This window comes from Collinsella sp. SGI.095 (genome assembly GCF_050314535.1).
Taxonomy (GTDB): Bacteria; Actinomycetota; Coriobacteriia; order Coriobacteriales; family Coriobacteriaceae; genus Collinsella.
On record NZ_JBNPNG010000027.1, the window covers coordinates 1 to 13,970 of the forward strand.

The window sequence follows — 13,970 nt, forward strand, 5'->3', positions numbered from 1 at the left end:
CGAGCGGGCCGCATTTGCGCCAAGGTGACGTGAAATGAGAGGGCGCTGACCTTCTGGTCGCGCCCTCGAAAATGAACGTCAAATTGGCGTGAATGCGGCCCGCGCAGCGTCAGCAGGTCCGCCGTTCGGTAGAACGGCGGAACAAATTACCTAACGTACACCACGTTGTCGCGGCGCGGCTTTGCCTCGGGTAGCGTGTCCTCGGCATAGCCCAGAATGCAGTTACCGACACCGCGCAGGCTGCCGTCGGCGGGCAGGCCCCAGCTGGCCAGCAGCTCCAGGCCCTCGGGCGAGTCAAAGACCTCGTGCGCGCGGTGAATCCAGCACGAATCGACACCCAGTGCATAGGCGGCGTTGAGCAAGTTGCCCATGGCGAGCGAGCCGTCTTCCAGATGTGTGGGCACGCTGCGGTCAACCAGCACCACCACAACGGTCTTGGCGCCATAGAAGGGGTCGCTGTTGCTGCCCATGACCTGGGCGTTGAGCTGTGAGAGACGCTCGACGGTCGCGGGGTTGGTGACGGCGACAAACGTCACCGGCTGGCGGCCCATGCCGCTCGGTGCATATTGGCCGGCTTCGATAATACGTGCAAGCTTTTTGGCCTCGACGGGACGATCGCTGTATTTGCGGCAGCTGCGGCGGTGAATGAGTGCTTCGATAGTCTCCATGGTGTCTCCTTGCGGTGGCGTTGCAGATGCCCCGTTCATACCCGTCGGGCTTAAACGATAGACGGTCAAGTGCCCGGCAAAAGGATAGATTCCAATTGGGAAAGTAGGTTTGCATAAAAGTACCTTTAAAATGTGACAAGCCAATGGGATGGTTAAACGTTTTATCCCGTCTGCCCTGCGGTTTTTACCACTTGCCTAAATGACGAACGCATAACCTCTGATAAAGGTTTTACTAAAGAAGTACCAACGTTTATCAACGCGCCGTGGTGGCGCCGGGCCAGGAGGTAACTATCATGTTCCAGGCTGGAGATGTCGTCGAGACCGATTTCGAAGGATTTCTGAAGCTGCTGCGTTCCAAGACGCGCGCTTTTGTGAGGATTGACGATCACGAGTACTACATCACGCACACCGATGGCTATTGGCGTGTTCAGGATTGCGAGGCCCTCAACGATAAGGGCCACTTTACTGACTGCTCCGAGCTGGTCAACACGCTCTGCGAGGTCGTCGAGCTGCCTTGGATCTGCGGCAAAAGCCTGCACGATAGCTTCTCGGGCACTACGGTCTACGAGGCCGTCGCCGCTTAACAGGCAATAAAACCCGATTTTCACGTGACCGCTGGCGCCGCCCCCGCGCCGGCGGTCTTTTTCTGCCGATAGGCCATAAAAGTGCAGGCATTTGCGGAGAACCTGTTGACGATAGTCAAAACTCGGACTAATCTAGAGACATAAAATTGGTCAAAAATCGGACAATCGAATGGTGGGATAGATGAATAGTGCGGTTACGCCGGCCGACTTCGACCGGTTGCTCAATGGACTCGACCATATCTATTCGGAGTTCTCGCGCGCCTGCGGCCTTTCGGACTGCGCTTACTGGATGCTCGTCGATACCAGCACGGCAGGCGGCAGTATTGCCGTAAGCCGTCTGACAAGCGAATGGTTCTACAGCAAGCAGACCATCAACTCGGCAATTAAAACCTTGACGGCGCGGGGCTTCGCGACGTTGGAGTTTGCCGAAGGCAGCCGTAAGAACAAGGTTGTGCGTTTGACCGAAGCGGGCATGCGGTTTGCCGAGCAATATGCGCTGCCGGCGCAAGAAGCCGAGCAACAGGCTTTCGAAGTGCTCGAGCCCTGGGAACAGCGCGAAATCATGCGCCTAATCGAAAAATTTTCCCATGCGCTCGGCGATGAGTGCGATGTCTTTAAGCAGCATATCGCTGCCGAGAATCAAGGTGAGGGTGAGTCGTGCGACTGTTAATGAGGTTTTTGAAGCCCTATCGAGGGCTTGTCGCAGTGACGCTGCTGGCGCTGCTGGTGGATAACGTCGGTACGCTGTTGGTTCCCACGATGCTGGCGAACATGGTCAACACCGGTATTACCACGGGCGATGTCGACTACATCTTATGCAACGGCCTATACATGTTTATCGCGACGAGCATGGCTAGCGGCGGCACGGTGCTGGGCTGCTATCTTTCGGCGCGTCTGGCGGCTAACGTGGCCTGCGACATCCGCAATGCCGTCTACGACAAATCACTCGAGCTGTCTGCCAGCGATTTTGAGCGCTTTGGCACCGGATCGATGATCACGCGCTCACTCAACGACATCAACGTGATTCAACAGGCTGTCCTTCAGACGATTCAGCTGGTGCTGCCCGTGCCGTTCTTGGCTGTGGCGGGCATCATCTTCGCCTGGTTTATCGATCCGGCCATGGGCATGCTTCTGGGCGTCGTGGTTGCGATCGTGCTGGTTGCGGCGGTCTTTACGGTTGCCAATGCGGCACCGATTTTTATGCGCCTACAGGGCTTTATCGACCGCATGAACGTGGTGCTGCGCGAGAATATTGTGGGCGTGCGCGTTATTCGTGCTTTTAATAAAGAGCATCACGAGGAGCGGCGCCTGGACGAGGTGTTTAGCGACTACGCCGCCAACGCCATAAAGGTCAACCACCTGTTTGTGGGCCTTGACAGCTCCAGCTTCTTTTTGATGAACATCGCCGAGGTGGCGGTGCTGTGGGTGGGCGGTAACCGGGTGGGCGCCCACGCCATGCAGATCGCGAGCATCTCGGCGGTGCTGGAGTATGCAATTCTGATCTTGTTCTTTGTGATGATGGCCCAGATGGTTGTGTTGACGCTGCCGCGCGCCGCGGCATGTTTGAACCGTGCGCAGCAGGTGTTGGAGATTGAGCCGAGCATCGTGGACGGCGAGCGTACGCTGGGTGACGGGATGCCTGCCTCCGAGGACGATGCGGATGCTGTTGCCGTGTTCGACCACATGTCGTTTCGCTTTGACGATGCCGACGAGGACACCCTGTGCGACCTGAGCTTTGCCTGTCGTCGCGGTCAGACGACCGCGATTGTGGGCTCGACGGGCTCGGGCAAGTCGACGGTGGCAAAGCTTCTGCTGCGCTTCCACGATGCCACCAAGGGCGCCATTCGCCTGGACGGCATCGACCTGCGCGAGCTTTCGCAAGATGAGATTCGCGGGCGCATCGCCTATGTGCCGCAGAAGGCGTGGCTGTTCTCGGGCACCGTGGCAAGCAATCTGCGCTTTGGCAACGAGGACGCGACCGAGGCGGACATGCTTCATGCGCTGCAGGTTGCCCAGAGCACCTTTGTGCTCGATCAGCCGCAGGGGCTCGATACTCCGGTTGCCCAGGGCGGTACGAACTTTTCGGGCGGCCAGCGCCAGCGTCTGGCAATTGCCCGTGCGCTCATGAAGCATGCCGATCTGTATATCTTCGATGACAGTTTTTCGGCCCTGGACTTTAAAACCGATGCGGCCTTGCGCCATGCGCTGCAGGACGAGACGCGCGACGCCGCGGTGCTCATCATCGCGCAGCGCATCTCGACGATTTTGCATGCCGACCAGATTGTCGTGCTCAAGGATGGCGAGGTCGTGGGCCTGGGCGCGCACGAGGAACTTATGGAAACCTGCGAGGTGTACCGCGCCATCGCGGAATCGCAGATGAAGGGAGGTGAGTAGCATGACCGAGGAGCTCAAGAAGCAAGGCGGCGTTGATGACGACGCTGCCGCGGGGCTGGTCGAGGAAACGGCTGCCGCGTCGACCGAGCAGGATGCCGCCGCCAGGGCCGCGGCCGAGCGCGAGGCTCGTCGCCAGGCGCTGTACGAGGAAAACGAGCGTGCCGAGGACGAGCGCGCCCGTGCCGAGGCAGAGCGTATGCGCGACGTGGACGACGAAGAAGAGGACGAGACGCCCCGGGATACCTGGGCGACGGTGCGCCGCTTGTGGAGCGAGGCCGCCGGCGACCATTGGCGCTTCTATATTGTATTCGCGAGCATTGTGTTCTACGTCATCTTTAACACCGCCGCGCCGGCATATAGCGCTCATGTTATCGACGAGCTGTGGGGCCATATACAGGTGGCGTTTGCCAGCGGAACGACCTTCAGCATCACCTGGGACCAGTGCGGTAAGACCATCTTTGTCTACTTTTTGATCTGGACGGCCGCCGGATCGTTCTATGCGCTGCAGAGTTTTTTGATGTCGAGCGTCGCCGAGCGACTCAACCTGCGTCTGCGCAACCGCATCGCGCAGAAGCTCAGCCGCCTGCCGCTCGCCTACTTTGACGCGCATCGCCCCGGTGAAGTGGTCAGCCGCGCGACCAATGACTTGGACAAGATGTCCGAGAGTATGCAGCGCGGATTGCTGCAGCTGCTGGTATCGATCGGTACCGTGACGGGTGCCATCATCATGATGTTTGTCTATAGCGTCAAGCTCACGTTGGTCTTTTTGGGCTTTACGGCGGTATCGTTGCTGGTGACCAAGGTGGTTTCGCGCCGTACGCATGATGTGACGGGCGAGCGTCAGGAGTGGGTGTCCAAAATCACGAGCGCGGTCGAGGAAGGCTATTCAGGCCGTTTGGTGATTCGCGCATTCAACCGCGAGCATCAGAGCTCTGCCGAGGTGCACGAGGCCTCGAGGGAGCTAGCGCGCGTGAGTACCAAGGCCGACTTTATGATCAATGCCGTCGGCCCTGCGGTTCGCTTTATCGGCCGTTTGGCGCAGATCGTGATCGCGCTGGTGGGCTGCAGCATGCTGGTCGCCGGCCACATGACCGTCGGCGTGTTCCAGGCGTTCTTCCAGTTTATCTACGAGGCGTCCGAACCCATGACGCAGCTGTCGTTCACTTTCAACTCGCTGCAGAGCGCGCTGGCGAGTGCGGAGCGCGTGTTCGACCTGCTCGATGAGCCCGAGATGGAAGCCGATCCGCTGCCGGGTGAGGCTGCCAGGCTGCCGGGTCGCATTGAGGGCCGCGTCTCCTTTGAGCACGTGCGTTTTGGTTATTCGCCCGACAAGACGCTTATGCGTGACGTGTCGTTTACCGCCGAGCCGGGCCAGAAGATCGCCGTGGTGGGAACCACGGGCGCGGGCAAGACCACGCTCATCAACCTGCTCATGCGTTTTTACGAGATCGATGGCGGCCGCATTACGCTCGACGGCGTGGACACGAGCTGTATGGACCGCGGCGAGCTGCGCCAGCAATTTGGCATGGTGCTGCAGGACGCCTGGCTATTCGATGGCACGATTGCCGAAAACATCGCCTACGGCTGTCCCGAGGCGACGCGCGACGAGATTGTGGCGGCTGCGCGCGCCGCGCAGGTCGACTTCTTTGTGAGCACCATGCCGCAGGGTTATGACACGCGGGTGGCAAACGATGCCGAGAGCATTAGCCAAGGGCAGCGTCAACTGCTGACCATCGCACGCGTGCTGCTCAACAACCCGGCGATTCTCATCCTGGACGAGGCGACGTCGAGCGTGGATACGCGCACCGAGCTCGCCATCGGCCGTGCTATGGATGCGCTTATGCGCGGGCGCACGAGTTTTGTGATCGCGCATCGCCTGTCGACGATCGTGGACGCCGACCTGATCTTGGTCATGGATCACGGCAACATTATCGAGCAGGGCACGCATAAGGAGTTGCTGGCTGCCGAGGGCGCCTACGCCGACCTCTATCTGAGCCAGTTCGCATAATGCGACATGGGGACGGCCCCCTTGTCGCATCGGAAATAAGGCGCGCCGGGGATAGATTCCCTGGCGCGCCTTTGCGCTGGCATGAATGTTGTCATTGGCCGTCCGCGTCTAGCGTTCGTCCACAAGTTTGGCAACGAGGGCTTTGAGCTCGGCTACCTCTTGCTCGAGTTCTTTGACGCGGCGGGCGTTCTCGGTGATGCCCTGACGGTTGAGGGCGGACTGCTCGGCCGCGTCGTCGGGCATGTACTCGCGGTGCTGCTTGGCGTCGAAGCTCTCCTCGAACACGCGGCAGCCGTTGCGCTTGATGATGCGTCCCGGTACGCCCACGACGGTGCAGTTGTCGGGCACGTCCTTGACGACAACCGAGTTGCCGCCGATTTTGACGTTGTTGCCGATGCGAATGTTGCCGAGCACCTTGGCGCCCGTGCCCACGGTGACGTTGTTGCCCAGGGTGGGGTGGCGCTTGCCGGTTTCGTTGCCGGTGCCGCCAAGCGTGACGCCCTGGTAGAGCACGCAGTTGTCTCCCACGATGGTGGTTTCGCCGATGACGACGCCCATGGCGTGGTCGATAAAGAAATGCTTGCCGATCTGTGCAGCGGGATGAATCTCGACCCCGGTGATGTGGCGGGTGATTTGCGAGAGCACACGGGCGAGCGAGCGATGACCGTGCTCCCACAGCCAGTGCTCGGGCACGTGGTTCCACTTGGCGTGCAGGCCAGGATAGGAAAGGAAGATGACCAAACCGTTTTGCGCGGCGGGGTCCTGCGTCTGGACGGTCTTGATGTCCTCGCGAATGGTATTGATAAAGCTCACCGGCCGCCCTCCCTTAGCGCCATGGCAATGCGATTCAATAAAGTATAGCGATTCGCTAGGGATTAGGAAGAATAATCTTGGCGGCTTTGCATGACAGGTGTCAGTTATGCAAACTTGCTGGTAATGGAGTCATGCTTTTGTGGGGTTGCGCACGAGGGGGCACCGCAACCGTATACTGGTCAACTTGGACGTATCCGCGCCCACAACTGAGAGGTTTTACTTCATGGGTTTCATCAATTTTATCGCCGAGCTACTCAAAGATCCGCGCACCGCGATTGCCAGCTGGATCGCCGCCGGCCCGCTTATGGCCTACGGCTGCGTGTTCCTCATTATCTTCGTTGAGACAGGCGTGGTGTTCTTCCCGTTCCTTCCCGGCGATTCACTGCTGTTTGCTTCGGGCTTCTTTGCCCATAACGGTGGCTTTAACATCGTGGCCCTGCTGGCCGTAGCATGGGCTGCTGCCATCCTGGGCGACCAGTGCAACTTTATGATCGGTCACTTCTTTGGCAAAAAGATCATCGCTTCGGGCAAGGTCAAGGCCATGACGCCCGAGCGTATCAAAAAGTCCGAGGACTTCTTGGACAAGTGGGGTCACCTGGCCATCTTCCTCGGCCGCTTCTTCCCGTTTATCCGCACCTTTGTGCCCTTCATTGCCGGCATGGGCGGCATGCACTGGCGCAACTTTGTCATCTACAACGTGCTGGGCGGCATTACCTGGTCGACGGTCTTTACACTGCTGGGCTACTTCTTTGGTGGCATCCCCTTTGTGCAGGAGCACTTTGAGTTGCTGATCATTGGCATCGTAGCCGTGTCGATCATCCCGACTGTGATCGGCCTGGTTAAGGCTAAGCTCGGCAAACAGAACGCGTAGGCGTCTAAAATCGATTGGTGCAAAAAGACCCGCCACTTGGATGACGGGTCTTTTTTGTTGTGGGAACGATATGTGGCGTTGAGTGCGAGGCTATTGGACCTCGCTCAACTTCTGCAGCACACGCCCTTGTACCTCAAGGTAATAGGCCTGGTCCTCGGCGGAAAGCGAGCTTTCATCGACGCTATCAAATTTCTGCGACCACTCGCTGTACTGCTGCATCATCGATCCGTAGTCGGCAAGCATCGATGCGGTGTCGTCTGAATTCTCGTACTTTTTCATGAACTCGACGTAGCTGTTCATAAACTGCTCGTAGCCGTCCATCATGGCACGGAAATCGGACGAGGATGTGGCTGGGGCGGATTCGGCCTGTGAATCAGTGGCTACCGCATCGGTGTCGTCGGCCGCGTCTGCCTGTTCGCTGTTGTCCTGCGGCTTCTCGAGCTCGATGTCGAGGGACTTTTGGCTACTGTAGTAGGACAAGGTCAGCTTTGCTCCGCTGGGTGCCGTTGCCTCAAAATCATCGGTGCCTTCGCCCGAGAAATCGGTATAGCCAGCTTCTTTGCAAGCTTCGACGTAGCCATCGTAGTCGGCTTGTGAGACTTCTTTCAGCGTTGCCGAGAAAGATTCGGAGCTGTTCTCGTATATCTCGCCCTTGTTTATCTTGGGCTTGGGCAGTTCGGTTGCGAGACCGCTGCTGGGCCAGGTGAACGTGTCGACGGTCTTTGATGGGCCCGTAGAGCCGCAGCCGCTCACGCACGAGCTGATACGTGCCAAGATAATCAGGATAACAAGCACCGCCAGAACGATCGGCCATTTCTTCTTGCCTTTGGGCGGCTTGCCGTCGGGTGTCGACACCGTTTGGGGGACGCCATTATCCCTGCTTCCCGAAGCTTCCCAATCCATAGTTGTTCCTTCCCTCGATATGGATGACACTGCTTCGAATTGTGGCTGTGGGCTGCGGGGATTTCATCAGCTGCCAACTGAATCTGGTGAGAAATTCAGTTGGCAGCTGATGAAATTATTTGCCCGGTGTTTAGGATGGGAGGAAAACGTTGGACGGGGGATGGCGGCGTGGACGAGTACAATCTGGCACCCGGCGAACTCATCATCATGCAGACCTCGAATGTGCGCTTGGGCGTTGGCTCTGGTAGCGAGGCTCTCGATGAGATCGTGCTTACAAATATGAATCTAATCTTGGTCGCAACGGTCTCCGAGGGGCTGTTTAAAACTCGACGCTATCTCAAGCGCTGCCCGCTCGATTCGATTCTGTGTTCGGCAGATGTTCCCCGGGCTATCGCAGCGCGTGTGAATAGTACGCCGGTGCTGCGAGTCGCATTTTCGGAGGAGACCGTTACGGTGAGCTTTACCGAAGGCGGCAAGCGCCTGGCCGACCGTTGGGCCGAAAGCGTGCGCCGCGCGGCGGCGGGCAACATCGATGCCATCGATACTTCAGAGCTTCCCTCGGGTACGGCGGCAGAGATTGCAGATTTTGTAGACGGTGCCGTGGGCGTTGTCGGGGCAGTTGGCGACTCCATTGGCAGTGCCTTGGGTGCTTCTCTGAAGGCGCAAAAGCCTCATGCCGAGAAGATGGCCGCAAAGGTGACAGGAAAGTGTCCCGGATGCCATGCGCCCGTCGCGGGGCGCAAAGGCCAAGGCGTTGTTTGTTCGTACTGCGATACCAAGTTTGTGCTGTAGGGTGAGGTAATCGTGGGTATTGTAAATGTTGCGATTGACTCGCTTGGCGGCGTCCTTGCCGATCAATGGAAAGATATTGTTACTGCCAGTTATTTTGACGAGCACGTTGTTGTCGCTCCGGGGGTGCGTAAGGTTGGGCAAAACGGGCGTGGCGGAAACTACGGATCGAGTGATGTTCTGTCCAACGGCTCGCTCATTTTTGTTCCCGAGAACACCGCGGCGTTTATTTTTAGTCAGGCGGGCATCGAGCAAGTTATAACGGAACCGGGCGGTTTTGAGTATCGCGACGGCGAAGCGTCGCTTTTTGATGACCACGACCGTGAGGAGCAGGGCGTCCTCAAAATGGTCCTCGGACAGGCGGCGCGTCGTGTCGGCTATGCGGGTATGTCACCGTCGCAGAAGCGTGTGGCGTTTGTCAATCTGCGCGAAATCCGCGGCATCAGGTTTGGCACGCGTGGACCGCTTGCGTATAACGACTTGTTTTACGGCGCGGATCTTGAGGTCTTCGCGTATGGTCAGCTGTCGCTGCAGGTAGTGGATGCCGAGCGTTTTATCAGGAATTTTCTTCCTGCGAACGTCTATAGCTATTCGTTTGACGACCCGCGCGCACGGAGCATGCTGATTGCAGAGTTTCTGGCTTCGCTCATCGTGGCCACGAATGCCTTGTCGTCCGAGGTCCGAATTTCGCAGCTACCGTCACACGTCAACGAAATTCGCCATATGATCCTGGATGAGGGCGATAACGCGGGGTCATGGCAAGATCGCTTTGGCATCAAGCTTGTGCAAGTCGCCATCGAAAACATTGAATTCTCCGATGAATCGCGCGAGCTTATCAAGAGCTATGCGAAAAAGAAGCTGGATGTTAGCGCTTACGAGGGGGTTTCTAAGCAGGCAGCCGATGTGGCGGCTCAGCAGATGATTGCCGAGGGCGTACGCGAGAACGGGTTTGGCGCCGCGGGCGGCATGGTGCTCGGCATGGGGCTGGCGGGAATGCTCAACCCCCGTAACGCTTCTGTAGAAGGCGGCGCGGGCGCGGTCTGTACGCCGGATACGACGGAGCCCAAGGAGGCGCCAGGGGGTGGTGCCGAGTCCGCGCGGACGCTTGAGGATCAAATAGAGGCCGTTAAGAAATTCAAAGAGCTTCTCGATGCCGGGATTTTGACGCAAGAGGAGTTTGATGCCAAGAAGCGTGAGATTCTAGGGCTGTAGAAGTATGGAAGGGCCGGCGCGATGCCGGTCCTTATTTGTGCTGCGGAATTATTCGCGGTGCCCTCCGGTCCTACCATTGGGCGGCGTAGATATCGCAGCTTGCGTGCGGGGGCGGATTGTGGACATCGACCGAAACGGGGGTCGTGGAACCGACGGCGGGGCAGTCGGAAAAGTTGTTATAGCCGGCAACGATGTTGCCCTGCTTGTCGCGCAGGATGGCCGATAGGAACACCTGGGTCTTATCAAAGCCGCTCGGGGCGCTTTGGAGTTTGAGCTTTGCCAAGAATGACTGCATGCCGTCTGTCCCAGCGGATTCGGTACTATCGAAAATTTCGTACACCGGTGCTTCGGTGGCGGTGGCAAGTGCAACGCCGCTGGGTGTGACTGCCTCGAACTCAACGCGCGCGGGAGCGGTGCCATTTCCCGTCTGATCGCCAAAGTAGGCGGTCTGGCCGGGCTCGATGGCGCTGTAGGTTTTCTCATCCGTAAAGATCAGGTTGTCGTCCGCGTCGTATCCGTAGACCTTAATAGTGGGAAATGCGATAGCGGCAGGGCCGTCGGAGTTTTTAAGGCCGATGCCAAAATGGACGTACCCGTGCCCATCAACCGACCAGCCTGATTCCGCGATCGAGAGCTCGGCGGATAAACGGTTGGCATTGCTTGCCGAATTTGCTTTTTTGGATGTCGAAACGCCATCAGACTGGCCGGCTTGCGATGGGGACGTGGGCCCGTTGCTGCTTTCTCGGCCGGCGTGGAACGTCGAGATGGCAATCGCGCCGACTGCCATCAGCCCGGCAAGCATCGCGGTGACGAGTGCCAGTTTTAGCAACAAGCCTCCAAAGGTCCGCGTCCTGCTTTTGCCTGGATTGCGCTTAGGAGCATGCGTACCCGCTGCCATTTGGGCATGGTCGGCATGCCCATCTGTGCCAGAAGATGCTCTATCGTTTCCCGGTCGAGACGAGCCGGCGAGCACTTTTGCCATCTCGGTCGCAGACTGAAATCGCGCGCTTGGCTCAAACGAGCAGGCGCGCGTGATGGCATGGACGAGCGTCGCGGGTGCATTATCAAGATTCTTCTTAAGAATCTGCTCGTAAGCCTCGTCATCGGGCCGGACACCCGTAAGCGCAAAGCCAAGAACGCGTCCGATGGAGTAGACATCACTTCGCGCATCGGTCTGGGCAAAGCCGTATTGTTCGGGCGAGGCGAACCCCCAAGTTCCGAGGGAAGTCGTGTCCTTGCTTGCCCCTTCGACGCGCATGCGGGCAATGCCAAGGTCGATGAGGTGCGCGCCGTTTGCGGCAACCACGATATTGTTGGGGGAAATGTCACGGTGGACGATACCGTGTCTGTGGAGCTCCTCGGCCGCCTCGCAAAGCTCGATGCCAAGCGATGTCGCCTCTTCCGGCGTCAACGGCCCATCGGTTTCGATAACTTTGGAAAGCGACCGACCCGGCACAAAGTCGTAGACGACAACAAAGTGCTCGGGTAGTTCGTAGGTCGCCTCGACGCGGGGAAGGCGGGGCGAGCTGCATTCTGTGAGTGCCGACCATACATTGCGGCGGGCAAGCTCCTGTCGAATCTTCTTTCGCACGAAGGGACCGGCTCCGTCAATCGTGACGAGTTCGGTAATGCCGTCTTCGCCGCGTGCGAGTACCTGCTCGACGCGATAGGTGTCGTCAAGGCTCATGGCATGCATGAGCTGGTTGTCGTTCAAGCCGTCCTCCCTTCATGGTAGCTGGGCAAATGCCCCAAAAATAATATGCCAACGATTGTTCTGTTTGTTCAGTTGGCAACTGAATCGCGTATGGAGACGATAGGCCGCGGGGCTCGCGCGGACGTGGGCGTTTATTTGAGTGGGTTGGTTCCCAGAAGCGTTTTTTCACCCAGGCGGTAGAGCTCGTCGTCGGTGCACGCTCGGCTCATGCCGCGTTCGATGCACCAGATGACGATGGCGTCGCGGCGATCCTTGCACCAAAGCTCGGCGACGCTATCGAGTCTCAGAAGGCGCTGCGTCTCTCGAAGCGTGCAGCCGATGCCGAGTGCCAACATGATGGCGTGGTCGCGGCCGGGGCGGCTTTTGCCGGCAAAGATGTCGTACACAACGGTCGGGTTAAGGCCCGAGTTGCGTGCGACGTCCGAGCGCTTGATGCGGCGCTCGTCGATGAGGCAGCGCAAGTACGAGGGAAGCGTTTGGTCGACGGTTTCGCCTTCGTCCAGATAGGCGTCGATGCTCGAACTGGCCAACAGCCGCTTGAGCAGGTCTTCCGTCAAGTGTTCGCGTTTGTTCTGAGTTGCCAAGGGGGCTCCAATCATCGTTTCGACTTAGAGTATATCGATAGGGCGGTCGCGGGGCGCATGGGGCGAGTGGACGCCGCGGCTTGGAGGACGCCTATTTACCCTGGTGAATTCCGAAGCAAATGAAAATACTTTACTTAGTTAAAGAAAAACGTTTTATCCGACGCGCGCGGGGAGTACAATCTCGTCCATGCGAATCGACGTGCCATCGGCTTTGATGTTGCCCGCGTGTCCCGTCCGGCTCTACGCTCCGGGCGTGCGACGTTGCGACACGGTCGGCCTCGGTCCTTGCGTGCGGGTTCGCGAGTATGCAACTGTGTATGTAAGGAGCGACATATGACTGTCGAGAAGAAGGATATCGATTGGGGTAGCCTCGGCTTTGGCTACATGAAGACCGATTACAGCTACGAGGCTCATTGGAAGGATGGCGAGTGGGACGAGGGCGGCCTGACCACCGACCACACCATGCATGTCTCCGAGTGCGGCGGCATCTTCCATTACTGCCAGGAGGTCTTTGAGGGCCTGAAGGCCTACACCGCCGCGGATGGCAGCATCGTCTGCTTCCGTCCTGACATGAACGCTGAGCGCATGTATAACTCTGCCCAGCGCCTCGAGATGCCGCCGTTCCCCAAGGACAAGTTCGTTGAGGCCGTCAAGCAGGTCGTTTCTGCCAACGCCGCCTGGGTTCCGCCTTTCGGCTCCGGTGCGACCCTGTACGTGCGTCCGTTTATGATTGGCTCTGGTGACGTGATTGGCGTGGCTCCTGCTCCTGAGTACACGTTCCGCATTCTCGTGACTCCGGTCGGTCCGTACTTTAAGGGCGGTCTTAAGCCCGTTAAGCTGCGAGTTTCCGAGTATGACCGTGCAGCCCCGCATGGCACCGGCAACATCAAGGCCGGCCTGAACTACGCCATGTCCCTTAAGCCCACGATGGAGGCCCATCGCGAGGGCTATGCCGAGAACCTGTATCTTGACTCCGAGTCTCGCACCTATGTCGAGGAGACCGGTGGCGCCAACGTCCTGTTCGTGAAAGAGGACGGCACCCTCGTCGTTCCGCAGTCGCACACCGACTCGATCCTGCCCTCCATCACCCGGCGCTCGCTCGTTCAGGTTGCTCAGGACCTGGGCATGACCGTTGATCAGCGTCCCGTCGAGTGGGCCGAGGTCAAGGCCGGCACCTTTGTCGAGTGCGGTCTGTGCGGCACCGCTGCTGTTATCTCCCCGGTCGGCGAGATTGACAACAAGGTTTATGGTGCCGACGAGACCGTGACCTTCCCGGCTGGCTGCACCGAGATCGGGCCTGTTATGAAGAAACTTCGCGAGACCCTGACTGGTATTCAGTCTGGTGCTGTCGAGGATAAGCACAACTGGGTTTACACCGTCGCGTAAGCTGTCTTGTATGTTCGGCCCGAGGGTGACCTTCCTTTCCGGCG

13 protein-coding genes are annotated in these 13,970 nt (G+C 58.6%); 8 read left to right on the top strand and 5 right to left on the bottom strand.

Annotated elements, in window-relative coordinates:
* Positions 1-146: 146 nt before the first annotated feature.
* Positions 147-668 (bottom strand): nitroreductase family protein, encoded by a 522-nt coding sequence (locus ACQRCA_RS07855; RefSeq protein WP_427719800.1) that lies wholly within the window; start codon positions 666-668, stop codon positions 147-149.
* Between the two features lie 293 nt (positions 669-961).
* Here ACQRCA_RS07855 and ACQRCA_RS07860 point away from each other — a divergent pair, with 293 nt between their 5' ends.
* The 4 genes from ACQRCA_RS07860 to ACQRCA_RS07875 all read left to right on the top strand — a co-directional run bounded on the left by ACQRCA_RS07860 (position 962) and on the right by ACQRCA_RS07875 (position 5,654).
* Positions 962-1,252: a CDP-alcohol phosphatidyltransferase gene (locus ACQRCA_RS07860; protein ID WP_427719801.1), complete on the top strand. Its 291-nt coding sequence runs from the start codon at positions 962-964 to the stop codon at positions 1,250-1,252.
* A gap of 181 nt (positions 1,253-1,433) precedes the next feature.
* Entirely contained in the window at positions 1,434-1,922 is a 489-nt protein-coding gene (locus ACQRCA_RS07865) for a MarR family winged helix-turn-helix transcriptional regulator (RefSeq protein WP_427719802.1), read from the top strand.
* Positions 1,922-3,646: an ABC transporter ATP-binding protein gene (locus ACQRCA_RS07870; protein ID WP_427719803.1), complete on the top strand. Its 1,725-nt coding sequence runs from the start codon at positions 1,922-1,924 to the stop codon at positions 3,644-3,646. The genes ACQRCA_RS07865 and ACQRCA_RS07870 overlap by 1 nt, the downstream gene beginning before the upstream one ends.
* A gap of 1 nt (position 3,647) precedes the next feature.
* The gene (locus tag ACQRCA_RS07875) at positions 3,648-5,654 is read left to right on the top strand and encodes an ABC transporter ATP-binding protein (protein WP_427719804.1); all 2,007 of its coding nucleotides are present in this window, start codon (positions 3,648-3,650) and stop codon (positions 5,652-5,654) included.
* Positions 5,655-5,762: 108 nt separating this feature from the next.
* Here the strand turns inward: ACQRCA_RS07875 and cysE are convergent, their stop codons facing one another.
* Complete coding sequence (gene cysE / locus ACQRCA_RS07880) at positions 5,763-6,467, bottom strand: serine O-acetyltransferase (RefSeq protein WP_370450655.1); 705 nt, start codon at positions 6,465-6,467, stop codon at positions 5,763-5,765.
* A 223-nt stretch (positions 6,468-6,690) separates the two neighbouring features.
* Between cysE and ACQRCA_RS07885 the strand changes: the two genes are divergently transcribed.
* Positions 6,691-7,338 carry a VTT domain-containing protein gene (locus ACQRCA_RS07885; protein ID WP_427719805.1) on the top strand — a complete coding sequence of 216 codons (648 nt, stop codon included), beginning with the start codon at positions 6,691-6,693 and terminating at the stop codon, positions 7,336-7,338.
* 90 nt (positions 7,339-7,428) lie between these two features.
* Here ACQRCA_RS07885 and ACQRCA_RS07890 read toward each other — a convergent pair whose 3' ends face one another.
* On the bottom strand, positions 7,429-8,241 hold the full coding sequence (locus ACQRCA_RS07890; RefSeq protein WP_427719806.1) for a DUF6591 domain-containing protein: 813 nt from the start codon (positions 8,239-8,241) through the stop codon (positions 7,429-7,431).
* Positions 8,242-8,409: 168 nt separating this feature from the next.
* Between ACQRCA_RS07890 and ACQRCA_RS07895 the strand changes: the two genes are divergently transcribed.
* Both ACQRCA_RS07895 and ACQRCA_RS07900 read left to right on the top strand, forming a co-directional pair.
* On the top strand, positions 8,410-9,033 hold the full coding sequence (locus ACQRCA_RS07895; protein ID WP_427719807.1) for a hypothetical protein: 624 nt from the start codon (positions 8,410-8,412) through the stop codon (positions 9,031-9,033).
* A 12-nt stretch (positions 9,034-9,045) separates the two neighbouring features.
* Positions 9,046-10,242 (top strand): SPFH domain-containing protein, encoded by a 1,197-nt coding sequence (locus ACQRCA_RS07900; RefSeq protein WP_427719808.1) that lies wholly within the window; start codon positions 9,046-9,048, stop codon positions 10,240-10,242.
* Between the two features lie 70 nt (positions 10,243-10,312).
* Here the strand turns inward: ACQRCA_RS07900 and ACQRCA_RS07905 are convergent, their stop codons facing one another.
* Complete coding sequence (locus ACQRCA_RS07905; protein WP_427719809.1) at positions 10,313-11,956, bottom strand: serine/threonine protein kinase; 1,644 nt, start codon at positions 11,954-11,956, stop codon at positions 10,313-10,315.
* Positions 11,957-12,087: 131 nt separating this feature from the next.
* Positions 12,088-12,540: a helix-turn-helix domain-containing protein gene (locus ACQRCA_RS07910; protein WP_138340479.1), complete on the bottom strand. Its 453-nt coding sequence runs from the start codon at positions 12,538-12,540 to the stop codon at positions 12,088-12,090.
* A gap of 333 nt (positions 12,541-12,873) precedes the next feature.
* Here ACQRCA_RS07910 and ACQRCA_RS07915 point away from each other — a divergent pair, with 333 nt between their 5' ends.
* Entirely contained in the window at positions 12,874-13,926 is a 1,053-nt protein-coding gene (locus tag ACQRCA_RS07915) for a branched-chain amino acid aminotransferase (RefSeq protein ID WP_154517834.1), read from the top strand.
* Positions 13,927-13,970 lie beyond the last annotated feature (44 nt).